This is a genomic window from bacterium (assembly GCA_019695335.1).
Classification (GTDB): domain Bacteria; phylum CLD3; class CLD3; order SB21; family SB21; genus JABWBZ01.
Genome location: JAIBAF010000044.1, coordinates 1 through 23,934, shown reverse-complemented (window position 1 = coordinate 23,934; position 23,934 = coordinate 1). Strand labels below are relative to the sequence as shown.

The window sequence follows — 23,934 nt, the reverse complement described above, 5'->3', positions numbered from 1 at the left end:
TCAAACCGTTTTTGAAAAAATAGGTTTTTCTTTCATCATCTGGTCGATATAAGCATCGAAACACATGGCAATATTGCGAATCACAAGTCTTCCGAGTCCATTTACGGTAATGATATCCTCGCCGATAGTAATCAGACCTTCGTCAACAAACTCCTTGAGTCTTGTTATTGAATCGGAAAAATAGCTGTCGAAATGAATATTAAATTTTTTTTCAACGCTACGTTTATTGAGTTCCATATCGCACATGATCTTGATGATCACATCTTTGCGAATATGATCGTCTTCACTCATGCGATAGCCGACGTGTGTTGCCGGTTTTTGTTCGTCGATCATTTTGTAATATTCCGGCAGCGATTTCACGTTTTGCTGATATGAATTCTGAAAGTGACCGATAGCCGACATGCCGAACCCGTATAAATCGCAGCCGGCTTTGGTTGAATAGCCTTGAAAATTGCGATACAGCGTTTTCTGACGCTGTGCAACAGCCATTTCATCGGTTTGTTTGGCAAAATGGTCCATACCGATATTCCAATAACCAGCGTTCAGGAGTTTTTCAATGGTCATTTTAAAAATTTCTAATTTCAATTCCGGCGACGGCATGGCATTTTCATCCAAAACACGCTGATGTTTTTTCAGCCAGGGAACATGAGCGTAGTTAAAAACGGCAATCCGATCAGGCGATAACTCAATGATGCGATCCACGGTTTGTGAAAACGATTCGACCGTTTGATGAGGTAAACCGTAGATCAGGTCGAGATTGATACTTTGAAATCCAAGTTTACGGCACCATGTAACGGCGTCGCGCGTCATGGTCTCGGGCTGGATTCGATTGACAGCTTGTTGAACATGTTCGTCAAAATCCTGAACACCCATGCTGACGCGATTAAAGCCACAGTCGCGGAAAGCTTTGACGTGATCGAACGTCAATCCTCTCGGATCCATTTCCACGCCGGCTTCGATATCGCTGGCAAAATTAAAATGCGAGCGGATGTAATTGCCGACATCGCGAATTTCATCCGGTTCAAGGTATGACGGCGTTCCGCCGCCCCAGTGTAGTTGAGACACTTTTCTATGCGGTGCGATCAGCGGAGCGATCAGGTCGATCTCTTTTTTTAAATAGCGACTGTATTCACTGATGCGGTCACGATCCTTAGTTACAAGCATGGTGCATCCGCAATAATAGCATAACGTATCGCAAAACGGAAAGTGGAAGTACAAAGACAACTCTTTGTGATTGGTCGCATCATTAGTTTGCATGACCTCGTGAATGTATTCTGACGGGCCGAATGCCGGTGTGAAAACCGGTGCAGTAGGGTAGCTGGTATAACGTGGTCCGGGACGACTATATTTACGAAGAATATTTAAATCAATTGAGCTAAATTGTTTCATATAAGGGTTTCCTTAATGATAATTTATGCTATACTTCTTAACTGTTTCAACAAATGTTTTGACGTTTTCAACCGGAGTTTCGGTCAACACGCCATGTCCGAGATTAAAAATATGACCATTACCTTTACCGAATTTTGCCAAAATGTCTTTAACGCCTTTTTCAATTCTTTCCGGAGTCGAAAACAGTATAGTTGGATCCAAATTGCCTTGCAATGCCACCGTGCTCCCGATTAACCGGCGAGCATCGCCAATATCCGTTGTCCAATCAAGCCCCACAACCTGTGCCCCGGTCGATGCGATCTTTTTAAGTGAATGACCGCAATCTTTACAAAATACTATCACCGGCACATGATTCTTTGGTAATTGTGAAATTACTTGAGCAATATAACGAAGTGAGAACTCTTCAAAATCCTCCTGTGACAAAATTCCTCCCCACGTGTCGAAAATTTGTACCACATCGGCGCCGGCTTCAATCTGAGCGGATAAATACGAAGCGACTGAACGTGCTAATTTGTCTAATAATTTATGAGCATCGTTTGGAGAGGTGAAGATGAGTTTTTTAATTTCCCGAAAATCTTTTGAACCTTTTCCTTCAACCATATAGGTTGCCAAAGTCCACGGCGAACCGGAAAAGCCGATCAGCGGTACTCGTCCTTCAAGACGTTTCTTTGTCAGGCGAATCGCATCCAATACATAGTTCAATTTATCGGAAGGATCGGGAATAGGCAATTTTTCAATGGCTGAAGCCGACCGAATCGGAGTGGGAAAACGGGGACCTCCTTTGCCTTCTTCGACGATAAGTTCCATTCCCATCGCTTCAGGCACGACCAGGATATCCGAGAAAATAATGGCCGCATCGACGCCGATAATTTCTACAGGCTGAATCGTGACTTCCGACGCGAGATCGGGCGTTTTACACAAGGTTAAGAAATCGGCTTTTTCACGAACGGCGCGATATTCGGGTAAGTAGCGTCCGGCCTGACGCATAAACCAAACCGGCGTACGTTCGACGTTTTCACGACGACATGCCCTCAAAAATAAATCATTGGACAATCGAGTATTCACCGTGCTCCTGTTGGGTTTGCAGGTAATAAAATTCGGCGATCGCTTTTGTCAACGATTCGGAACTTGGTTCCTGTGCAACAATCGAAACAGGAATATTCAGATCACGTGCACATTGTTCAGTGGTCGGTCCGATGACGGCTATCGCTGCTTTTTGACAAAGAGCCGCCGGAATAACTTCAAAAAAATTACGAATCGATGACGGACTAAAAAAGGTAATCATATCAATTTTATGACCAATCAGTTCCTGTTTCAAAATGTTAATATTCTGTTCCGATGGAGGATTAGTGCAATACACAACGGCCTCATCGATTCGATGACAACTTTCATTCAAAATTCTGGAGATTTCTTGTCCGGCCAGATTGCCTTTGATAAATAGAAAGTAAGAAGATTGAGGATAAAGGCGGGCGATTGCTTGAGCCAGTTCAGCTCCATTGGAACCAAAATTACTCGCATGTAGTCCGTACGATTCGACGGCCTGTTTGGTTGCGTCGCCAACAACATAAATTGATTTTTTCTCTATGATCGTTTTGACATCCGGTGGTACCCGGTTTAAGAAAAAACGAACGGCATTAGAACTGGTGAAAATAATGCCATCATATTTAACCATTTTTTGAATGGCACGATCGCAAAGCTCCCATGACGCTGGTTCACTAATTTCGATTGTAGGAAAATTAATAACTGTTGCGCCCTGATTTTCCAGCAAGGATGTAATGTTTTTAGCTTGCTTCTTCGGGCGTGTAATAACAACGGTGCGTCCGGAAAGAACCTGACTTTTAGACTTCATTTCCATAACTATTTCCATTCTGACGAATAGCATCCAATATTTTATCGGCGCCTCTGCTGATCAATTCGTTCGCCAACATTATTCCCAAAGTTTCAACATCGTCGACATTGCCGGTTATTGAACTGCGAATGATCATTTTCCCATCGAGTGAACCAACAACGGCGTCGAGGGCCAATTTATTATTTTCAACGCGCGCATAGGCGCCGATTGGAATTTGACATCCGCCTTCAAGATGTTTTAATAATGCTCGCTCAGCCATCGTGGCCAACCGTGTTTCCGTATGATTCAAAGGTGCAAGCATATCGGCGATTTCATTATCATTTTTCCTAATTTCAATGGCGAGAGCGCCTTGGCCAACTGCCGGTAATATGATCGACATATCGATAATTTGCGCGATCAACGATTCCCATCCAAGTCTTGTAACGCCGGCCTTGGCGAGCAGCATGCCGTCCCAATCGGATGCATCAAGCTTTTCTTTACGCGATTGAAGGTTACCGCGAATGTCGACGATATTTAAATCGGGGCGGTAGGCAAGTAATTGGCACTTACGGCGTAAACTGCCGGTAGCGATTGTTCCACCGACGGGAACGGCATCCAAACCTGAATATTTTTTTTGAGGATGAGAAACAAAAACGTCATGAACATCTTCACGTTCAGCGATGGCGCCAAGAATCAATCCATCGGGAATAACGGTTGGAACATCTTTTAGGCTGTGAACGGCCAGATCGATTTTGCCGTCCAGCATGGCTTTTTCGAGTTCCTTGGTGAAAAGACCTTTGTCGCCGATTTTAGAAAGGGGAGAATCGAGAATTTTGTCGCCCGTCGTTTTAATAACGGCTTGTTTGATGATAATCGTGGGATAAATTTTTTGAAGAGCAACGGTAACCCATTGGGTTTGCCAAAGCGCCAGTGCGCTTCCGCGGGTTCCGATGATGATGTGGTCTTTCATGGATCGTCCCGATGTATTTATAATTCAAAAATACAAGCTAATGTATATTTTCTTCCAATCCGAACAGACTGCGAACCACATACAAATTTCTGTATTGATTGCCGTCATCTTCGCCAAATCCGTTTTTCAAACACACAGTCGGATGATGAAGAAGTTTTCCGATAATACGTTTGGTAATCATTTCGACCAGTTCGCGATCATCCTCTCCAAACCGATTGGCAAATTTACCAATTTCATCTTGTCGCACTTGCTCAAAATGATAATGCAGATCGTGAATCAAGGGGCTGACATTGAGTGACAAATACCATTTCTGATACTCGGCGAGCTCCTCTTGGATGATCCCTTCGATCCGTGGAATATCGGCTTTGCGTAACTCCAAATTGGCGTCGATTGTTTTGGACAAAGCATCCATATCGTGCAAGGATATACCGAAAATTTCTGCAACAGCCGGATCGATATTACGCGGAACGCCGATGTCGATGATCAAAAGCGGACGCTGATCACGGATTCTCATTGCATTCTCAATTTGCGATTTAGTCAAAATGTAATGATGGGCATCAACGGAGGAAATAATAATGTCAACGTCGGGGAGATAACTCTCGATCCGTTCCATTTCAATAGCCATACCGCCGACGATTTGAGTCAATTCCTGAGCGTGTGAAAACGTGCGGTTCGCAATCAATAATTTCCCAATGGATTTTCCGGATAAATGTTTAGCTGTTAACTTGCTCGTTTCACCCGCGCCGATAAGCAATGCAGTCCGCTCGGAAAGGTTGCTAAAATTTTTTTCAGCCAAATTGACGGCTGTATAACTTACCGAAACGGCGCCTTCGGAAATGTGTGTTTCAAACCGCGCACGTTTGCCGGCATGAAAAGCTTGTTGCGTCAGCCGGTTGAGATGGCTCCCGAGAGTTTCTTCTTCCTGGGCGATACGGCATGCTTCTTTGATTTGATTAGTGATTTGAATATCGCCAACGACCATGGAATCAATGCCTGAAGCGACAGCAAACAAATGAGACACCGCCCGATCGGCTTCCAGAATATAAAAATGATCAGTCCGGACGTACTCGCCGGCCGATTTTAACTCGATCAATTGTTCGATAATCTGTTGAATAGGTAATGGATTGACAGGGCACAGCGCCGCGTAAGTTCCATAAACTTCCGTGCGATTGCAGGTCGAAATAATCAGACATTCATCGAAGAATTTTTGCTTAAGCATGCGCAAAGCGTCGCGGTTTTCATCGTGAGAAAAACAAAACTTTTCTCTGACTTCAATTGGAGCTGTGCGGTGATTGATACCGATTGCGATGATGTTCATAGGTCGTTTGATTTAAATTCAACTGAGCAACATTATCACTGCTAAAATAAGTGATATTAAAAATTTGTCAATGATACAACCCAGCTTTTACACTAATTTTACAAAACTATGTAAATAAACATGATAAAAGTCAGGAATTCGCTCTTAAATCGGGATGATTCAGCCTGACAGGGAGAGAAATCAACTCAGATTGAGAATCGTTTTCAATAAAGTTTATGATAGAAATTAAAACGGAGAGATCTTTTTGATAAAAGACAATATCGGCATTGTCTTCGACAATTTTTCGGCGGGATATACCGCAAAATCCAACCATCAGGTCAACGGCGTTTCCCACTTCATAGTCGCTGGCGCCGTCGCCAATCATGATTTTGGTTCCTTTATAAGCTTCTACTATAATTTTTTTTCCATTCGATTGGGCTGTAGGCATTTGTTCGTCAAAGCCTTTGTAATTTCCTGAAGAATCGAAGTAAATTTTATTGGCAAATATTTTTTCAGATGAAATGCCGAGCTTTTCTCCCAGCGGTACTATGGATTCGAAAAAGCCTCCACTGACTATATAAACTTTTTTATTGCTTTCGTGTAATTGTCGGATTGTTTCGACGGCACCGGGTGTGATTTTTTGAATATATAATTCACCGACTTTGTGCAGATCTGATCGTGAGGGACGAATGACTTCCAAACGTTGCCGCAAGGCCGTCAGAAAATCCAGGCCTCCATTCATTGTCTGATCTGTAATGACGGCAATTTCAGGCTTTTTGCCTTTTAGATCCGCCAGTTCGTCAATGCCTTCGATGGAGGATAAGGTGCTATCGCAATCAAAAAAGATATGTTCGAATTTCTTTCCGAATAAACTCATGATCTATTTGTGAAATAAAAAAATCAAAAATGAAATGATCATTTTTGATTTTTCAATATGTATGGTATCGTGTAGTTAAGATAACGTTACATGCTCGACGTCCATCGTGTAATGTCATTAAAAATTACATAAGCAATAAATGTTAATAACAAGGCCATGCCGATTTGTTGAGTATATAGTTTAACTTTGATGGATAACGGGCGGCGAATAATACCTTCGATGAAAAGGAAAACCAGATGCCCTCCGTCAAGCGCCGGAATAGGGAAGAGATTGAACACGGCAAGGCTGATGCTCAAGAGCGCCATAAAATTCCATATTCCTTCCCAGCCTTGTTGTTGTTTAACTTCTCCGGTCATTCTGAAAATTGCAACTGGACCGCCCATCGATTCTTTAAATGATGCTTCACCGACGATCATCTGTTTGATGCTTTTGAGCATGTAACCGGTCATAAACGCCATGTTGCCAAACCCCCAGGCGACAGCTTCGCCGACTGAAGCTTCACGGACGAATTCCGGCAGTTGCGGCGGACCAATGCCAATCTGCCCAACTTCCATCGTTCCATCAATCGTTTGTATTTTCGAGCGGCGAGGGGTAATCTCGGCTTTCATTGTTTCACTATTACGCTGCCATTCGACTGTAATTGATTTTTCAGGATTGGAATGAATAATTTCAACGAGTTCCTTCCATTCATTCACACTGTGATTGCTGATTGAAAGAATTTTATCTCCGGATTTTAACCCTGCTTTTTCTGCCGGGCTTTCAGGCATAACGGATCCGATCTCCGTACCCAGTTTATATTCTTTATATTTGTCGATGTCAGGCAATCCATTAAACCATCCCATCAGAGCGAAAATAATTCCGGCAAGCAGAAAGTTAAAAATGACGCCGCCGGTAATGACGATTATTCGTTGCCAAATAGGTTTTGCACGGTATTCCCACGGTTTGGGATTGCCTTCTTTCATGCTATCGGGATCAAGGCTTTCATCGATCATACCGTTGATCTTGCAATACCCGCCGAGTGGAATCCAGGACAAACAATAATCCGTTGTATATTTTTCTTGAAAGGTCTTTTCGTCATGGATTTCAGAATAGGCAATAAAAAAACTTACGAGATCGGCATCCGATGTAAAATCTTTTTCGATTATACCAATGATATCGGCAGGTATTTTTGAACCCGATACAGCGAGGCGAACATGCGTGCGTATTTCTTCTTTCTTTTCCGTTTTGCCTCTTTTGTTGATGATTTCGGTTTCGATCACTTCTTGTTCGATTTCGAAAGCACTATCGATCATCTCCATCGCGTCTTCAATGGATCCGGCGAGGCCTTTTCCGTGCAAATGCTCGTATAGTTTTTTGAAGGTGATATTGCCGGCAATAGCAGCTTTAATGTCACGGAGGAATTTTGGACGCAACCGTTTGCTGCTCCAGCGGAATCCCCATGCTCGCGGGGGAAATCCCAGGGAAAAGGCATCAACGCGCATCCCGAAAATTTTGGCTGCAAAATAATGTCCCAGTTCGTGTATAAAAACCAGCATGCCCAACACGACAATGAACGGAATAATAAAATCAAATAATGCCGTACTCATCAGCAAATCCTTGTATTATTGGTTAATTCATTTTCACATTTTTAATTTCACGACCGCAAAATTCTCTGGCCCAACGGTCAGCCTCTACTACGTCATCCAGCGAAGGATCGGGATGTATTGTGTGGGCCGTCATCGCTTTTTCGATGGAGCGGGGAATATCGTTGAAGCCGATCTCCCGTTTTAGGAATTTCGATACGGCAACTTCATTAGCTGCATTCAATACGGCAGGCATGGTTCCCATGGTTTTTAACGCTTCATACGCAAGTCGCAGACAAGGAAACTTTTGGGTATCCGGTTGGAAAAAATCAAGCCGATTGTACTTGGTGAAATCGACGCATTCGTAACCGTTTTGGATGCGCCCAGGGTACGTCAAAGCGTACTGAATCGGAAGCTTCATATCGGGCAATCCCATCTGCGATTTGATCGATCCGTCAACAAATTCGACCATTGAATGGATGATCGATTGAGGATGAATGATCACATCAATTTTCTCAGCAGGCATCTGAAAGAGCCAATGTGCTTCGATCACTTCAAGGCCTTTATTCATCATCGTAGCAGAATCGACGGTAATTTTCGCACCCATGTTCCAGTTAGGATGTTTCAACGCACTTTCAACAGTCAAAGTTTCAAACTCTTCCAAAGGCGTATGCAAAAAAGGACCACCAGAAGCGGTTAAAATGAGGCGTTTGACGGAATCATTTGATTCGCCCACAAGACACTGGAAAAGCGCACTATGTTCGCTGTCAATCGGAATCAGATCGACTTTATGTTTTTCCAACAAGTGATTCACAACTTCGCCGGCCACAACAAGCGTTTCTTTATTGGCCAGTGCAATATTTTTTCCCGTTTTAATGGCTTCGATAGTGGGGAGCAGTCCGGCGCTGCCGACAATGGCGCCAACCATCATATCAAATGATTCGTTACGTGCCAGATCGACAAGACCTGTGTGGCCGTTGGTAATTCTGATGGATGTTCCTGCAAGCTTGTCTTTTAAATAGCCGGTATGTTCTTCAGAACAAATGCAAACACTTTGAGGGCGAAATTCTAGCGCTTGTTCGGCAAGCCTCTGCACATTGTGATTAGCCGTCAGACAGACGATTTCGAAAGCTTCAGGATTATGCCTGACCACATTCAAAACATTTTCGCCAATGGATCCAGTCGAACCAAATAGGCCGAGTTTTTTCATAGTTCTTTAAAATTATTGTCGAAGACAATAATACAAAAATTATGCGAAAAACCAAATCTAAATTTGGTGTGAATAAAATGATTTTGAATCGAAAAAAAAATAAGTACATTGATGTAAATCAGAATGCGAGCGGTTTTATGAGCGCACGATTGATTGTCCTCCTCCTCATCTTTTTACTTTCAAACACTGTTTATTCCCAATCCAAAATCTATCGTCTGACTATTGACGGAGTCATTAATCCTGCATCCGAAGAATTTATTGCCAAAGGTATTCAAACAGCCGTGGATAATGAGGCTTCATGTTTGGTTATTGAATTGGACACACCGGGCGGACTCATGAAATCAATGAACATGATCGTCAAAAATATTTTAGCCTCTGAGGTTCCTGTTGTAGTGTATGTTTCGCCAAGCGGATCGCACTGCGCGTCGGCGGGTGTTTTTATTATGATGGCTGCTCACATTGCAGCCATGGCGCCCGGAACAAATATCGGTGCAGCACATCCGGTAACGATGGGCGGCGGTAATGATAGCACGCAGCAAGCCATGATGGAAAAAATTACCAACGATGCCGTCTCCTATATTCGTAGCATTGCCGACAAAAATAAGCGTAATGCCGATTGGGCGGAAGACGCCGTCCGCAAAAGCGTGTCCATTACGGAAGTTGAAGCATTGAATAAGCGTGTGATTAATCTGATTGCAAAAAACTTCGACAGTTTACTCGTTCAAATCGATAGCATGGTTGTCGAGACGGTCATTGGAAGAAAAACTATCCTCACAAAAAACGCAAAAGTAGAAGATATCAAACGATCCTGGCGATTTGGTTTGCTGGATATTCTAACCGATCCGAACATTGCTTATATTTTGATGATGCTTGGAATGTATGGATTATTCTTTGAATTTTATAACCCGGGATCGATTTTTCCAGGGGTAATCGGAGGTATCTGTCTCATCCTTGCATTTTATTCATTTCAAACTTTGCCGATCAATTATGCAGGGCTGGCGCTGATTTTGTTTGGAATTATTCTATTGCTACTTGAAATCAAAGTGACCAGTTACGGTGCATTGTCGATCGGTGGCGTAGTGTCGCTGTTTCTCGGGTCGGTCATGTTGATTGATTCACCTGACAAAATGATGGAGATTTCAATGGGTGTGATTATTCCGGTCGTATCAGTCACGCTGTTGTTTTTTTTGTTTATTATCGGTTTTGGCGTCAAAGCGCAACAACGTCAGGTCACGACAGGTGTTGAAGGTATGATCGGGGAATCGGGGATTGTCATCGAAGCGTTGGAGCCGGGGAAAATAGGTAAAGTTAACGTTCATGGTGAAATTTGGAAAGCGGTCAGCGTGCAAGCGATTCCGCTGAATTCAAAAATCAAAGTAACGAGCATCGATCACCTCAAACTTAAAGTTGAAAAACTCGACGGATGAAGGAGGAATTATGAATTTCACATTTTTTGCACCCTTTCTTATTTTTGTAATTATTTTCTTCTTTGCGAGTGCAATTAAAGTTCTTCGCGAATACGAACGTGGTGTGGTATTTCGGTTAGGTCGCCTGATCGGCGTCAAAGGTCCGGGTTTGATCATTCTTATTCCTGTTATCGATAAAATGGTCAAAGTGAGTCTTCGGACAGTTGTAATGGATGTACCACCACAAGACATTATTACACGCGATAACGTTTCTGTTCAGGTCAATGCGGTCGTTTATTTTCGCGTACTGCTGCCGGACAAAGCGATCATTGAAGTGGAAAATTTTATTGCGGCGACCTCGCAGTTGTCTCAGACGACTCTGCGCAGCATCATCGGGCAATTTGAACTCGACGATCTTTTAGCTGAGCGAGACAAGATCAACAAGCAATTGCAGGAAATCATAGATAATCAGACTGAACCGTGGGGAATAAAAGTAACGGCCGTTGAAGTGAAGCATATTGACTTGCCGCAGGAGATGAAGCGGGCCATGGCTAAACAAGCCGAAGCGGAACGTGAAAGGCGGGCGAAAGTGATTGCAGCGGAAGGTGAGTTGCAAGCTTCCCATAAACTGGCGGAGGCTTCAGACGTGATCAGCCGCTCACCGTCGGCATTGCAATTGCGGTATTTGCAAACACTGGTGGAAATTGCTGCAGAAAATAATTCAACAACAATATTTCCGGTTCCGATAGATTTTCTGAAAGCATTTATGCCGAAAGATAAATAAAAACTTGTCGGTTCACGATGACGCGTTTTTGGTCATTAATTCTTTTACAATTTTTTTAAAAACTTCTGTGTCCAGAGGCTTGCTCATGTAACGGTCGCACCCAGCTTCGAGGATTTTTTCTGCATCGCCTTTCATGGCATAAGCGGTCAAAGCGAAAATCGGGATCTTTTTCAAGATCGGATCTGATTTTAATTTTTTCGCAACCTGGTAACCGTCGATTTTGGGAATCTGGATATCCAGCACGATCAGATCGGGATGTTCTTTCGTAGCAATTTCGATAGCGTCTTCACCGTTTAAAGCTTCGATGAAATGATAGGATTCATGCCGGAGAAGCATCCGCACCAGACGTAAGTTTAAATCATTGTCTTCGACGATGAGAATTTTTTTCATGCTTCCCTCGATTGTGAAACGCCCAACACACGTTTGATTTCAAATAACAATTCTTCTTTCGAATGGGCTGCTTTCTGCATCAGCGACCGCACTTGCCCGTTGAGCAACTCCCGTTCTTCGTTGCTAATATCTTTGGAAGTCAAAACGATAACGGGAATGTATTTGAGGCGAACATCATGGCGCAAAACCTCGAGCAATTCAAATCCATTCATTTCCGGCATCAGCAGATCAAGAATAATGAGGTCGGGAAGATGTGCACGAATGCAGCCTAACGCTTCGCGGCCATTGGACGCCTTGACGACTTCGTAGTTCTCTTTCTCAAGAAATGATGCCGTGAGGAAAAGCATCTTCGGATCGTCGTCGACGACTAAGATGGAATGGGGCTCAGCATCGGGTGGCCGGGCAATTGTTTTAATCCGGCGAATTAACTGATGACGATCAACCGGTTTGACGAAATAATCGCTGGCGTGAAGACTGTACGCCATGTCTTTATTGTCAATTACGGATACAATCAATACGGGAATGGGAGCGGTTTTTGGATTGGATTTTAAATCCCGCAGAACTTCCCATCCGTCTTTTCCGGGCATCATGATATCCAAAATAATGGCGGTTGGTTGTCGCTCCATAGCCATATCAAGCACTTCATCGCCTCGATGAACTACCGTCGCCGGATAACCTTCGATCTCCAATATTTTTTTCATGTAATTTGCGGATTGAGGATCGTCTTCTGCTATGAGGATTGTGTTACCGGAAGGATTGATGTTGTTTGATGTCGTGTCGTCCATGCGGATCTGCGGGATTTGAAAAACAAATTTGCTTCCTTGGTTGACGGCGCTTTCCACCCAAATTTTACCGCCGTGCATTTCCACCAAACGCTTGCATAATGCCAATCCAAGACCGGTGCCTGAATCTTCACGCGTATGGCTGCCGTCGATTTGTCGGAATTCATCGAAAATGATGTGATGATCTTTTTCGTGTATACCGCGCCCTTGATCTGTTATGGACATTTCGAACATAGGTTGCAATTTTTCATCACGCATAGCGGTGTCAATGGTAATCGTACTGCCCGGAGGTGAAAATTTTATCGCATTACTGAGAAGGTTAATAACGATTTGTTTGATTTTATTCGAATCGCCGTAAATAAATGGAAAGGATTTTTCGTTACGGATGTCCAGCTTTTGGGATTTTCGTTCGAGCATAGGAAAAACCGTACGATGAACCAGCGTGAGCAGATCATTGACCGAAAAATCTTCACGATATAATTCCATTTTACCGGCTTCGATTTTGGATAAATCAAGAATATCATTGATCAACTGGAGCAGGTGACGCCCGCTTTGGTGGATATCGCGCAGACATTGCAACTGTTCAGCATTGACCGGTCCCGTAACTTGTTCCATCAGCAATTCTGAAAAGCCTATGATTGCGTTAAGAGGCGTTCGTAGTTCGTGGCTCATATTGGCGAGAAACTCCGATTTCAGACGATCGGCTTCAATGAGTTTTGCATTAAGTTCGCGCAGTTCATGGGTGCGGTCTTCAACCTTCCGTTCCAGTGTGTTATAAAACTGTGCATGCTCGATAGCCAATGCGGCTTGCGAAGCAAAAGTTGTAAGTAATTTCAGATCGTCCTCGGAAAAAGCATTTTTCCGGTGCCCGTTTTCCAGCGATATCGTTCCAATGATGTGTTCTTTTACTTGTAATAAAGCAGTAACCGCCGATTGGATGGAGCGATTTTCATAATCCGATTCTATCCGATAGCGTTCAGCCTCCGGCGACCACAAATCCGGAATGAGGATATTCCGTTTTTCCAATACGGCAATTCCCGAATATCCAAGACCGGGTTTAATAATGACATCTTTAATTTTGTCTCCATTATATCCATACTGTGCTTTGACTTCCAGCCAGCTCTTATCTTCGTTAAAGAGCACTACAGCGCCTTTTTCCGCCGACGGAACTGCGGTAACAGCTGATTGAATGACGATTTCCAATAGGGATTCTAGATCAATAGTCTGAATCAGATTCGTACTGACTGTGAAAAGCATTTCCAGTTCTCGCGTTCTCTGTTTCAAACCGGCATACAAGCGTGTATTTTCAATGGCAACGGCAGCCTGGGATGCAAAAGCCGAAAGCAATTTCAAATCCGGATCGGCAAACGCCTTTACGCGCGAGCCGTTCTCAAGTGAAATGACGCCAATCGCAATATCTTTTACTTGGAGTACGGCAACGACACAAGAACGAATAGGTTCAGCGAGAACAGCGGCAGGAGCAACAAAATGTTCGGTTGAAAGATCGTCGATCAGTAAATTCTTTTTTTCACGGAAAGCATATCCGGCAAACCCTTCGCTGATGGACATGCGAAATCCTTTAGCAATGGTTGCATTATAACCATGGGATGCATGAATAATCAGTGCATTCTGATCGGAATTAAACAGCATAAGCGTGCCTTTTTCAGCACTGGGAATAGCACTGATTGCCGAATCAATAATCAATTGTAGTAAGGCGTTGAGGTCATGGGTTTGCAACAGGCGGGTAGTTACGCTGTGCAATAACTCAAGTTCATGCGATTGCTCGGTGATATTACGTTGAAGATGTTCGTGTTCCTTGATTGCACAACGCATAAGATATCGGGATGTCGCAATCGCCACGGCTAATAAAATCAACGTACTAATGATGATGAAGCGAGTCCGGTCAGTTTCCGAAACGTTAATCCCGTGAAAAACGATCATCGATGTAATGGCAACGCCCGCCACCACAAGTGACGATAAGAAAATTCGTGTATTCAACGACTTCCAAAAAGCCATCATACATTCGCTTTCCGGTGATAGGCTCAAAAGCAATTCAATGATGTATCACATGCTGACAATCCGAGCAAGGAAGAGAGTAGAAAGGAACCGGCTTAAAGATACAGAACAACTCAGCGCTTTTTCAAGGTGAATTTTAATTTTCACTAAATTTTTAATTGTTTTTATTTTAAATAACATTTAAGTTGGCAACAACACACCAAAATTAAAATCAAAATTACCATGTCATTAAAGTTTAGAGATAAACTGATCGGGCTTGTGTTGATCATGTTGATCATTGCCGGCGGAGCCGTATTCATTGCCTTCCGTCAAATTGCCGAAAATATTGAAAAAGACATCACTGAGCGTTTGTCGAAAAGCAAAACGACCTATGAGGAATTTACTCGAACCTATTTCGATCAATTGATTTTGCAAGTGATCAGCGCGTCGGATAATCCGAAATATGTTGCTACGCTTACGACTAATGACAAACAAACGATTCAATATGGTTTGGAAGAATATAATCAAAATTTATCTTCGGACATATTTCTTGCAGTCAGCCGAAGCGGGGAAATTTTGGGTAATATTGGGTATGATGGTGCTAAACATTCGAATATTGCTCAGCTGCCCGAGGTCACGGGAGCGCTTGTTGAAGGAGCGGCCAGCGGTGGATTCTGGGAAGTCGGGGATTCATTATTCTGGATCTCGGCTGCCCCGGCGCATATTGGCAATGACATTCTTGGAGCAACGATTCTTGGCCGGCAAATCAATGATAATGCTGCTGAAAATATTGCTAAAGTTACCAGCAGTAGTATTGCTTTTTTGGTAGGTGGCAAAATCGTTGCGAAAGACAGCGCCAATGATCGCTCGGCATTGTTAGATCAGTTGAAAGAGCATCGTGACGCATTGGATCAGGCCATGATTCGTAAAGAATCAAGTACGCCGTTCACATTTAAACTCGGTCCCGAAACATTTCTTGCAGTCGCATCACCGGTAATTGCTTCGCCAGGATATGAAGGAGAAGAATCTAAAGTTATTGCCACTTATATTTTTTATAGCTCACTTGATAAAGCGCTTGAACCACTTCGTGCGGCTATTAGAACTTTGGCGTATATCGGGATCGGTGGAGGTGTTCTGGCCCTGCTGATTGGCTTCACGATTATCAACGGTGTGACCAAACCCGTTCGTAGATTGGTTGATGCGACGCATGAAATCGCTAATGGAAATCTTAATTTTGAAATTCAGGTTAAAACCCGGGATGAATTGGGGCAATTGTCTATGTCCTTTAATGAGATGACCAAAGGATTAAAAGACAAAGAAAGGGTTGAAAATTTATTCGGTAAATATTTATCCCCGGATGTTGCGAAGAAAGTGTTGGCCGAACAAACGATTAATGGTATTTTGAAAGGCGAACGTGCAAAGTTAAGTGTGATGTTTACTGATATTCGTGGCTTCACGCCGATGTCCCGGGGCATGGATCCGCAGGAATTGATCAATTTGCTTAACATGCATTTTGACGAGATGATCGATATTATCGATCGGTACGGCGGTACTTTGGATAAATTTATCGGTGATGCGATCATGGCATTTTATGGTGCGCCGGTGCATTATGAAGACTTTTATATGCGCGCAATCAATGCCGCTGTACAAATGCAACGCGCATCGGAAAAATTCAATTTTCAGCGTAAATTGGAAGGTAAAGATCCTATTCACGTCGGTATTGGTATCAATAGCGGTGACGTGGTTGTAGGGAATATCGGCTCAAATAAACGTCTCGAATATACGGTGATCGGCGAAACGGTTAATATTGCCAACCGGTTGTGCAGTGTGGCTAAAAAAGGCCAAATTATCATAAGCCAATCCACTTATGATCTCTTGCCCAATAAATCCATTGCGTCGCCGATTGAACAGGTAATGTTGAAAGGCGTGACGGAAGCAGTTACGGTGTATGAAATTCTATGGAAGAGTTAGAGTATATATGAGAAAAATCATTTTTTTTTGTGATAGCTATCCTTATATAAATGCGGTTTTTTAATTATGATCATATTGTAAATGCAGGATGTGTCAATATAGTGAAAGGACGTTTGCATGAATGAATTGGGCAATTATGCACTAATACTTGGCATCGCATTGGCTGCCTTTGCGGTGCTGACTTCGATGATCGGCGTCCGTCAAAAGCGTGGCGATCTGATTCTCGTGGCCCAGCGTTCCGTGTATGCTGTTTTTGCCATGGTTGTGATTGCCAGTGGCTGTCTGATCTACTTGTTAGTAACGAGCGACATGAGTCTTGAGTATGTTGCTTCTTATACGAATGTTGATTTGCCTGTTTTTTATAAAGTCACTGCTTTTTGGGCCGGACAGGCGGGTTCGCTTTTGTTATGGTCATTGATGTTGGCCATATACAGTTTTGCCGTTACATACCGTTATCGTCATCAACATGGGGAATTGATGCCTTATGTTATCGCTACGGCAATGGTAACACAAATATTTTTTCTCGCTCTTAATTTGTTCTCGGCCAATCCTTTCGATGAATTACATTCTGTTCACGCCGACGGGTCATCGCACATTTTTACTCCCGTCGACGGGCGCGGATTAAATCCACTCTTGCAACATCCTGCAATGATCATCCATCCGCCTACGCTATATACCGGATACGTTGGGTTTGTGATTCCTTTTGCATTTGCAATTGCCGCGCTTTTGAGTGGGAAGTTAGACGACAACTGGATAAAAATCTCACGTCGTTGGACACTGTTTGCATGGCTCTTTCAGAGCGCGGGCATCATGTTGGGCGGCTGGTGGGCTTACGTTGAACTAGGTTGGGGTGGTTATTGGGCCTGGGATCCGGTTGAAAATGCATCGTTAATGCCGTGGTTGACAGGAACAGCGTTTCTGCATTCCGTTATGATTCAGGAAAAAAGAAACATGTTTAAAGTATGGAATGTAACGTTGATAGTCGCAACGTATTTATTGTGTATCTTCGGAACATTTTTGACGCGTTCAGGCGTGGTATCATCGGTTCATTCATTTGCACAGGGATCAATTGGAAAATTTTTTATGAGTTACATCGTGATCGCTTTGTGCGCTTCGGTATATCTGGTTATTCATCGGTTACCACTGCTCAAAAATGAAAACCGTCTTGATTCTGCCATTTCACGCGAGAGCAGTTTTTTATTTAATAATTTGGTTCTGCTGATCTCGTGTTTTGCAGTTTTGTGGGGGACTATATTCCCGGTCTTGTCGGAAGCCTTTACAGGTGAAAAAATCGTCATCGGTGCACCGTTTTTCAATAAAGTTAACGTTCCAATTGGCTTATTCCTGCTGTTTTTGACCGGTGCAGGGCCGCTTTTCGCGTGGCGAAAAACATCGCTCGCCAGCCTCAACAAAGCTTTTTTGTATCCAACCATCATTGCATTGGCTGGTGGCGCTCTTGTTTTCTTTTTCGTAACGCAACATTTTTACGGTTTGATGTCTTTCATTTTGGCCATTTTTGTTGGCGCTGTTATTATTATTGAATTCATCAAAGGTACTCAAGCGAGGATAAAAGCTAATTCAGAAAACTCTATGACGGCGCTGAAGAACCTTACGCTGAAAAACAAGAGACGTTATGGCGGTTATATCGTTCATTTTGCGATCGTCATTATTTTTATCGGCATTACCGGAACGATTTTCAATTATGAAACCAAATTTGAAATTGGACAAGGTCAGACGACTCAGGTCAAAGATTATACCATTGTTTGCGAAAAGATCGGGTTCGATGATAATGCCAATTATCAATCGCAATATGCGGTATTGAACATCTCGAAAAACGGAAGTTTTTTAGCGTCAATGAAGCCGGAATTTAGGATGTATAAAGCCAGTGAACAACCCTCAACGGAAGTTGCACTTCAAAAAGGATTACAGGAAGATTTATACATCGTATTTACCGGATTGGATAATACCCGGCAACGTGCCGTCATTCAATTGTATATCAACCCGCTTGTAACATGGCTTTGGATTGGGACGTTCGTCTTGGTTGCAGGGACATTAATTTGCCTGTTACCAAACGCGCAGGATGAACGTACGGAAATTAAAACTGTCAAAAAGGAATCCATTGCTGAAAAACAATAAATCATGAGGTTGACTTTGCGAACTATTTCTTTGCTTTTATTTTTTATGGTTGTGGGGTCATTGGCCGCCCAAAGCGAAACGGCTCACAGTGAAAAACTTTCAGGTAAACAGGCAGAATTATTCAAATCGGTTTCTGACGATCTGATCTGTCAATGCGGTTGTAATCTCGTATTGTCCCAATGCGGACACGTGAACTGCCCTTCGGCGATTCCAATGCGTAATAAGATCGAAGAGATGATCCTTGCTGGAAACTCTAGGCAAGAGATGCTGAATTATTTTATGAATGAGTACAGTTTTCGGGGCAAACCCCCGGTAGGTAAAGCTATTTTATCCCAGCCGGATACGAAAGGGTTTGATCTGATGGCATGGTTGATGCCATTTGTTTTGTTTGTAGTATTTCTGGCGGTCGTAGTGTATGTCGTGAAAAAAATAAGCGGACGGGCCATCGAGAAGCCGGTTGCGGCGGAATCGCCCGCTGAATTAGATCCGCGGATTGAAGAAGAATTAAAAAAATTTGAATCATGAGTTTGTTTTAGGAGTGATTATGCTTACGGCTATTATGATCATGCTGGCGCTGACGGCGTTGATATTTGTGTTCAAGCCATTGTTAGATAAAACGTTTGTTCCATTCGATCTCAAAGATGACCGTACCAAAAAACTGGAAGCGCTGATAAACCATAAAAATAAAATTTATGCTGACATTAAAGATTTGGATTTTGAATTTGGTATCGGCAAAATGGCTGAAAACGATTATCGTTCGTTGCGCGGAGAGTGTCTGAAAGAAGTATCGAATGTAATGAAACAGATTGATGCGCTGCAGGAGGGTGTACCGGTTGCAGGTAACGGCAAAATTACGGATGCATACATTGAAGACTTGATCCGTCAAAAACGTCAACATGCCGTTGCAGGTGAAGCGGTGATTATTACTTCGCGGGACGAAATGCTGACCTGTTCATCATGCGGGCGCGAAAACCATGTTGACGCGAAGTTTTGTTCCGAATGCGGTACAAAATTAGTTAAAAATTAAAATTTTAATGGAGCGACTATGATACGAATGTTGATCGCTTTTTTAATAGGTTCGATGGCCATACTGAGCGCTCAAAATACAGCGACTATTACCGGGGATGTTATCAACGGAACGACCGGTAAAAAAATAAAAGCCGATTGGGTTGTATTGGTTAAAAGCGGGCAAGGGCTTACAACGGTAAAACAACTTGATAATGTGTCGGATTATAATTTCACCGGCATTGAGCCTAATCCGAACGCGCCGTACCTTGTCAGAGCCTCTTTTCAAGGTATAGTGTACACAACCAATGTCATGGTTACTTCCGCTGTGACGCTCAATGAAAATGTAAAAGTTTATGAATCATCGACGAAATGGGCGAATATCAGCATTCGGGTGCCGCATCTTATCGCTGTGAGAGAAGGCAATGTGCTTCAAATCGAAGAGACGTTTGAAATCTCGAATAATGGAACAGCGACCTACAACCAAAAAGATCAGAAGATACCGACCTTTCGATTTAATGCACCGAAGGATGCACAGATTATCAATGTCAGCACTTCAGTTAATCGCAGTATGCCCATCACGCAAAATTATTTCGCTTTCGAAGAGGGTTATGGGGTTAATCTGCCATTAAGGCCCGGCGTAACTCAGATTCAGGTCGCATACGCATTGGATTATACTAACGGCAATGCTGAAATGTCGCATCAATGGTATTATGATGTGACCGAATGTAACGCTTTTTTATCACCTGTGGATTTGCAAGTCACTACAGACGGTTTTACGAAAATTGACGACAAGCAAATGGAAGACAACGGCTTCATCATTTATTCCGCAAAAAGCATCAAGGCTGGAACGGCTCTTAAAATGCAAATAAGCGGTGGTTCTGTCGTCGATCGTCACCAAGATTCAAAAATTGAAGCCAAAGAGAATGCTTTACAAACGGCCGTGTGGGTCATACTGCCCATGGCTCTGGCGGTGTTGTTATTTGGATTATATTGGGGTATAAGTAAAAAAGCTGTTCAGCCTGCGTATCATGAAAAAAAAGGTTCCAATCGCGATCTCAAACGTCAGAAAGAACAGCTTATTCAAACCTTAGCCAAACTCGACGACGATTTTGAACGTAGTGGCAAAGACAAAAAAAATTACGAAAAAAAACGAATCGAATTAAAATCACAGCTTCATGATATCTTAACATCCATCAATCAACATTAACCAACCGCTACTTTTTAATGACCCATAGCAGCGCATTTATACAGGCCGAAAATCTGAACAAACTTTTCGGCCGTTTTAATGTACTCCGCAATATAAATTTGTCCGTAGATTCCAATGAATTTCTGGCCATTATGGGCCGCAACGGTGCCGGCAAAACGACGCTTTTGCGAATTTTGTCATTATTGGTTAAGCCTAATAACGGAAAATTATCGATAGGCGGCAATGATGCCCATCAGGACGTTAATAAAGTATTAAAAGATATTGGCGTAATTTCACACCAAGTGTTTTTGTACGGCGATCTTACCGCAGAAGAAAATTTGAATTTTTATTCCAAAATGTATGATGTGCAAAATGCCTCCGAGCGAATCCAGACGTTGTTGGACAGAGTCGGACTAATTTTACGTTCACGAGAACCTATTCGACGCTATTCGAGAGGCATGCAGCAACGGTTATCAATTGCCCGGGCTATTTTGCATAGCCCTCGTTTACTGCTTTTAGATGAGCCTTATACAGGTCTTGATCGCAATGCATCGGCGATGCTCGATCAAATCCTCCGAGACTATCATCAAGCTGGCAATTGCATCATTATGGTCTCGCATGACATCGATCAGGTATTAAATCTTGCCTCCCGTGTAATTTTATTAGATAAAGGGCAAATCGCTTTTGAAAGTTTCATCGATTCGACAACAACTGACAAAGTCAATTCGATCCTCAAACAATATCTTACCTAGATAAATCCGCTCACCTCGCTGCACAAATTCAATTTGAATTGATTGGGTAATTGTTTTATCTTTGCCCCATGACCGATGAATTACAGATAAAACAAGACATTTTGGAATGCGGCCGTCGTTTATACGATAAAAGGATGGTTGCAGCTAATGATGGGAATATTAGTGTTCGTCTGAGTGATAATGAAATTATTGCCACACCGACTGGGCGTTCCAAAGGATTCATGCTTGTTGACGAGTTAGTCAAAATCGATCTGCAAGGCCGTGTTATTGAAGGTTCACATCGCCCCTCGACTGAAATTCTCATGCATTTAGCTATTTATAATGCCAGACCTGACGCTAAAGCGGTTGTACATGCACATCCGGTTTATGCAACCGGTTTTGCTACAGCGAATCTGCCTCTGGATCAATGCGTAGCGGCCGAAATTGTTACAACATTGGGCTCCATTCCTTTGGCGCGATACGGAACGCCGTCAACCCATGAATTGTCCGATGCAGTAGTCGACGTGATGAAAACCGCCGACGCTTGTCTGATGGCCAATCACGGCGTCGTAACGTGCGGCAAAAATATCTTTGATGCTTATTATAAACTTGAACGGGTCGAGCATTATGCCAATATAATTTTTGTAGCAAGGATGCTCGGAGGAGAAAAAATTCTCACGCGTGAAGACGTTGTTAAATTAGATGCGATTCGAAGTACCTATGGAACACAGACTGATATAAATCCAGGTTGCCGTGTGTGCGAAGATTCATGTGTTGGCAATGATTGTTCATGTTATGAGAAGAAAGATGAAACGGTCATGCGATCACTTCTTCAAGCCGTAATAAACCCCGCTTCCGGAGAAGAAGATTTGATCCGATCAGTTATTGAAAAAATTATCAGGGAAAGCTGAAGTGACCAAGACCATTACCGTTTTACGAAGTTTTTTACTTGCCTTCAACGGCATTCTATTTACTATAATTATGATGCTAACCGCAATCATGGTCGGATGTTTTTTTCCTTTTGGTAAAGTGATGTATACATTGGAACATTTTTGGGCCAGAACATTGATACGAATGGCGGGAATTAAAACCCATGTCAGCGGATTAGAAAGCCTTCGTCCTGACAAGACGTACATTTTCATCTGCAACCATCAAAGTTTGTTCGATATTCCGTTGCTCATGACATTTGCACCTCGCCAATTGCGGATGATTCATAAAAAAGAATTGAGTTGGGTTCCGCTGCTTGGTTTTGTTTTGTGGGTGTTGAAATTTATTCCCATCGACCGCGGGCATCGGGAAAAAGCGATTCAAAGTCTTGAAAGGGCCGCCAAAAGAATTCACGACGGTATTAATGTTGTTATTTTTGCCGATGGAACTCGTAGTTTGGATGGCGAATTAAAGCCTTTTAAAAAAGGCGCCTTCATCCTTGCCATTAGTGCTCAAGTAGATGTCATTCCGGTTACCATCAGCGGTACGATTAATGTTATGCATAAATATCGTAGTCTTTTCGATGTCCGGTTCAACCGAGAAGTTGAATTGATTTTTGATTCGCCGATTTCGACCGAGAATATGACATTGGCTCAAAAAGATGAATTGAAAGAATTAGTTGAATCAAGAATCGTTTCAAATTACGAACAAGTCAAACATCTTTCTAAGATCGATGATGAACTATTGCTTGAGAAGATCCGCCTATCCGGCAACAGAACATCTCCAATATCATCTGTCAAAATATCACAATGATGTAATTTTTTCAGCTTCGTAAATTATAACAAAGAAAAACCGATGCCCGCTGTACGAATTGCACATATCGATTTAACAGCTTTCTTTGTATCCGTCGAATGTTTGCGAGATCCGGCACTAGTTGGAAAGCCCATTATGGTGGCTGGACCGGCTGATAAAAGGGGAGTTGTTACTTGTGCATCCTATAAGGTCAGGAAATATGGTGTTCGTGCCGGTATGGCAACAGCGATTGCACAAAAAAAATGTCCGATTGCAATTCGTGTAGATGGTCACAGGCGTTTATATGAGGAATATTCCTATCGGGTGCGAAAATATTTGAAACAATATGCTCCGGAATTTGAAGCAGCCAGTATTGATGAATTTTATATTGATTGGAGCGGATGCGAGAAATTATTCGGAACGACATTGCTCAACTTTGCGATCAGAATTCAGAAGGAGATCCTACAAACCATTGGTCTTCCATGTGCCATTGGTATCGGATCGAACAAAATTATATCAAAAATTGCGTGTGACCGGGCCAAACCCAATGGTGTTATTGAGGTGATAGCAGGTGATGAATCTGGTTTTCTTTCATCATTAGATGTTTCGGTTCTGCCTGGTGTCGGGAAAGTGATGAAGGAAAGTCTGTATTCTCGAGGGATTCATACTTGTGGCGAGTTAGCGGTGTTGAAT

21 protein-coding genes are annotated in these 23,934 nt (G+C 42.8%); 11 read left to right on the top strand and 10 right to left on the bottom strand.

Annotated features, from left to right (window positions below):
- The 8 genes from hemN to K1X84_11550 form a co-directional block, all read right to left on the bottom strand.
- Positions 1-1,389, bottom strand: a complete 1,389-nt coding sequence (hemN, locus tag K1X84_11585) for an oxygen-independent coproporphyrinogen III oxidase (protein ID MBX7152277.1) — start codon at positions 1,387-1,389, stop codon at positions 1-3.
- Positions 1,390-1,401: 12 nt separating this feature from the next.
- Positions 1,402-2,454 carry a uroporphyrinogen decarboxylase gene (gene hemE / locus K1X84_11580; GenBank protein MBX7152276.1) on the bottom strand — a complete coding sequence of 351 codons (1,053 nt, stop codon included), beginning with the start codon at positions 2,452-2,454 and terminating at the stop codon, positions 1,402-1,404.
- Entirely contained in the window at positions 2,432-3,244 is an 813-nt protein-coding gene (locus K1X84_11575; protein MBX7152275.1) for a uroporphyrinogen-III synthase, read from the bottom strand. Before K1X84_11575 ends, hemE begins: the two co-directional genes overlap by 23 nt.
- A complete protein-coding gene (gene hemC / locus K1X84_11570) occupies positions 3,228-4,187 on the bottom strand; it encodes a hydroxymethylbilane synthase (protein MBX7152274.1) in 960 nt (319 codons plus the stop codon). Before hemC ends, K1X84_11575 begins: the two co-directional genes overlap by 17 nt.
- A gap of 37 nt (positions 4,188-4,224) precedes the next feature.
- Positions 4,225-5,505 (bottom strand): glutamyl-tRNA reductase, encoded by a 1,281-nt coding sequence (gene hemA, locus K1X84_11565; GenBank protein ID MBX7152273.1) that lies wholly within the window; start codon positions 5,503-5,505, stop codon positions 4,225-4,227.
- Between the two features lie 130 nt (positions 5,506-5,635).
- Positions 5,636-6,361 carry an HAD-IB family phosphatase gene (locus K1X84_11560; GenBank protein ID MBX7152272.1) on the bottom strand — a complete coding sequence of 242 codons (726 nt, stop codon included), beginning with the start codon at positions 6,359-6,361 and terminating at the stop codon, positions 5,636-5,638.
- An 86-nt stretch (positions 6,362-6,447) separates the two neighbouring features.
- On the bottom strand, positions 6,448-7,947 hold the full coding sequence (gene rseP / locus K1X84_11555) for an RIP metalloprotease RseP (protein ID MBX7152271.1): 1,500 nt from the start codon (positions 7,945-7,947) through the stop codon (positions 6,448-6,450).
- Between the two features lie 22 nt (positions 7,948-7,969).
- A complete protein-coding gene (locus K1X84_11550; GenBank protein ID MBX7152270.1) occupies positions 7,970-9,133 on the bottom strand; it encodes a 1-deoxy-D-xylulose-5-phosphate reductoisomerase in 1,164 nt (387 codons plus the stop codon).
- 137 nt (positions 9,134-9,270) lie between these two features.
- On the opposite strand from K1X84_11550, the gene K1X84_11545 reads away from it, so the two are divergent.
- Both K1X84_11545 and K1X84_11540 read left to right on the top strand, forming a co-directional pair.
- On the top strand, positions 9,271-10,560 hold the full coding sequence (locus tag K1X84_11545) for a nodulation protein NfeD (protein ID MBX7152269.1): 1,290 nt from the start codon (positions 9,271-9,273) through the stop codon (positions 10,558-10,560).
- Between the two features lie 10 nt (positions 10,561-10,570).
- Positions 10,571-11,323 (top strand): slipin family protein, encoded by a 753-nt coding sequence (locus tag K1X84_11540; protein ID MBX7152268.1) that lies wholly within the window; start codon positions 10,571-10,573, stop codon positions 11,321-11,323.
- 12 nt (positions 11,324-11,335) lie between these two features.
- Here K1X84_11540 and K1X84_11535 read toward each other — a convergent pair whose 3' ends face one another.
- Both K1X84_11535 and K1X84_11530 read right to left on the bottom strand, forming a co-directional pair.
- The gene (locus tag K1X84_11535; protein ID MBX7152267.1) at positions 11,336-11,713 is read right to left on the bottom strand and encodes a response regulator; all 378 of its coding nucleotides are present in this window, start codon (positions 11,711-11,713) and stop codon (positions 11,336-11,338) included.
- A complete protein-coding gene (locus K1X84_11530) occupies positions 11,710-14,514 on the bottom strand; it encodes a response regulator (GenBank protein ID MBX7152266.1) in 2,805 nt (934 codons plus the stop codon). The genes K1X84_11535 and K1X84_11530 overlap by 4 nt, the downstream gene beginning before the upstream one ends.
- Before the next feature lie 219 nt (positions 14,515-14,733).
- Between K1X84_11530 and K1X84_11525 the strand changes: the two genes are divergently transcribed.
- From K1X84_11525 to K1X84_11485, 9 genes are all read left to right on the top strand, one after another.
- Complete coding sequence (locus K1X84_11525; GenBank protein MBX7152265.1) at positions 14,734-16,461, top strand: HAMP domain-containing protein; 1,728 nt, start codon at positions 14,734-14,736, stop codon at positions 16,459-16,461.
- A 117-nt stretch (positions 16,462-16,578) separates the two neighbouring features.
- Positions 16,579-18,597: a heme lyase CcmF/NrfE family subunit gene (locus tag K1X84_11520; protein ID MBX7152264.1), complete on the top strand. Its 2,019-nt coding sequence runs from the start codon at positions 16,579-16,581 to the stop codon at positions 18,595-18,597.
- 15 nt (positions 18,598-18,612) lie between these two features.
- On the top strand, positions 18,613-19,122 hold the full coding sequence (locus tag K1X84_11515; protein ID MBX7152263.1) for a cytochrome c-type biogenesis protein CcmH: 510 nt from the start codon (positions 18,613-18,615) through the stop codon (positions 19,120-19,122).
- A 19-nt stretch (positions 19,123-19,141) separates the two neighbouring features.
- The gene (locus K1X84_11510) at positions 19,142-19,624 is read left to right on the top strand and encodes a zinc ribbon domain-containing protein (GenBank protein MBX7152262.1); all 483 of its coding nucleotides are present in this window, start codon (positions 19,142-19,144) and stop codon (positions 19,622-19,624) included.
- A gap of 18 nt (positions 19,625-19,642) precedes the next feature.
- The gene (locus K1X84_11505) at positions 19,643-20,812 is read left to right on the top strand and encodes a hypothetical protein (protein MBX7152261.1); all 1,170 of its coding nucleotides are present in this window, start codon (positions 19,643-19,645) and stop codon (positions 20,810-20,812) included.
- A 17-nt stretch (positions 20,813-20,829) separates the two neighbouring features.
- Positions 20,830-21,543: a heme ABC exporter ATP-binding protein CcmA gene (ccmA, locus tag K1X84_11500; GenBank protein MBX7152260.1), complete on the top strand. Its 714-nt coding sequence runs from the start codon at positions 20,830-20,832 to the stop codon at positions 21,541-21,543.
- Between the two features lie 68 nt (positions 21,544-21,611).
- Positions 21,612-22,433 (top strand): class II aldolase/adducin family protein, encoded by an 822-nt coding sequence (locus K1X84_11495; protein MBX7152259.1) that lies wholly within the window; start codon positions 21,612-21,614, stop codon positions 22,431-22,433.
- Position 22,434: 1 nt separating this feature from the next.
- Complete coding sequence (locus tag K1X84_11490) at positions 22,435-23,262, top strand: 1-acyl-sn-glycerol-3-phosphate acyltransferase (protein ID MBX7152258.1); 828 nt, start codon at positions 22,435-22,437, stop codon at positions 23,260-23,262.
- Between the two features lie 42 nt (positions 23,263-23,304).
- A partial coding sequence (locus K1X84_11485; GenBank protein MBX7152257.1) for a DNA polymerase IV occupies positions 23,305-23,934 on the top strand: 630 nt, incomplete at its 3' end.

Coding starts and splice junctions, on each gene's coding strand:
- hemN (MBX7152277.1), bottom strand. CDS start 1,389: ATGAAACAATTTAGCTCAATTGATTTAAATATTCTTCGTAAATATAGT.
- K1X84_11575 (MBX7152275.1), bottom strand. CDS start 3,244: ATGGAAATGAAGTCTAAAAGTCAGGTTCTTTCCGGACGCACCGTTGTT.
- hemC (MBX7152274.1), bottom strand. CDS start 4,187: ATGAAAGACCACATCATCATCGGAACCCGCGGAAGCGCACTGGCGCTT.
- hemA (MBX7152273.1), bottom strand. CDS start 5,505: ATGAACATCATCGCAATCGGTATCAATCACCGCACAGCTCCAATTGAA.
- K1X84_11560 (MBX7152272.1), bottom strand. CDS start 6,361: ATGAGTTTATTCGGAAAGAAATTCGAACATATCTTTTTTGATTGCGAT.
- rseP (MBX7152271.1), bottom strand. CDS start 7,947: ATGAGTACGGCATTATTTGATTTTATTATTCCGTTCATTGTCGTGTTG.
- K1X84_11550 (MBX7152270.1), bottom strand. CDS start 9,133: ATGAAAAAACTCGGCCTATTTGGTTCGACTGGATCCATTGGCGAAAAT.
- K1X84_11545 (MBX7152269.1), top strand. CDS start 9,271: ATGAGCGCACGATTGATTGTCCTCCTCCTCATCTTTTTACTTTCAAAC.
- K1X84_11540 (MBX7152268.1), top strand. CDS start 10,571: ATGAATTTCACATTTTTTGCACCCTTTCTTATTTTTGTAATTATTTTC.
- K1X84_11535 (MBX7152267.1), bottom strand. CDS start 11,713: ATGAAAAAAATTCTCATCGTCGAAGACAATGATTTAAACTTACGTCTG.
- K1X84_11530 (MBX7152266.1), bottom strand. CDS start 14,514: ATGATGGCTTTTTGGAAGTCGTTGAATACACGAATTTTCTTATCGTCA.
- K1X84_11525 (MBX7152265.1), top strand. CDS start 14,734: ATGTCATTAAAGTTTAGAGATAAACTGATCGGGCTTGTGTTGATCATG.
- K1X84_11520 (MBX7152264.1), top strand. CDS start 16,579: ATGAATGAATTGGGCAATTATGCACTAATACTTGGCATCGCATTGGCT.
- K1X84_11510 (MBX7152262.1), top strand. CDS start 19,142: ATGCTTACGGCTATTATGATCATGCTGGCGCTGACGGCGTTGATATTT.
- K1X84_11505 (MBX7152261.1), top strand. CDS start 19,643: ATGATACGAATGTTGATCGCTTTTTTAATAGGTTCGATGGCCATACTG.
- ccmA (MBX7152260.1), top strand. CDS start 20,830: ATGACCCATAGCAGCGCATTTATACAGGCCGAAAATCTGAACAAACTT.
- K1X84_11495 (MBX7152259.1), top strand. CDS start 21,612: ATGACCGATGAATTACAGATAAAACAAGACATTTTGGAATGCGGCCGT.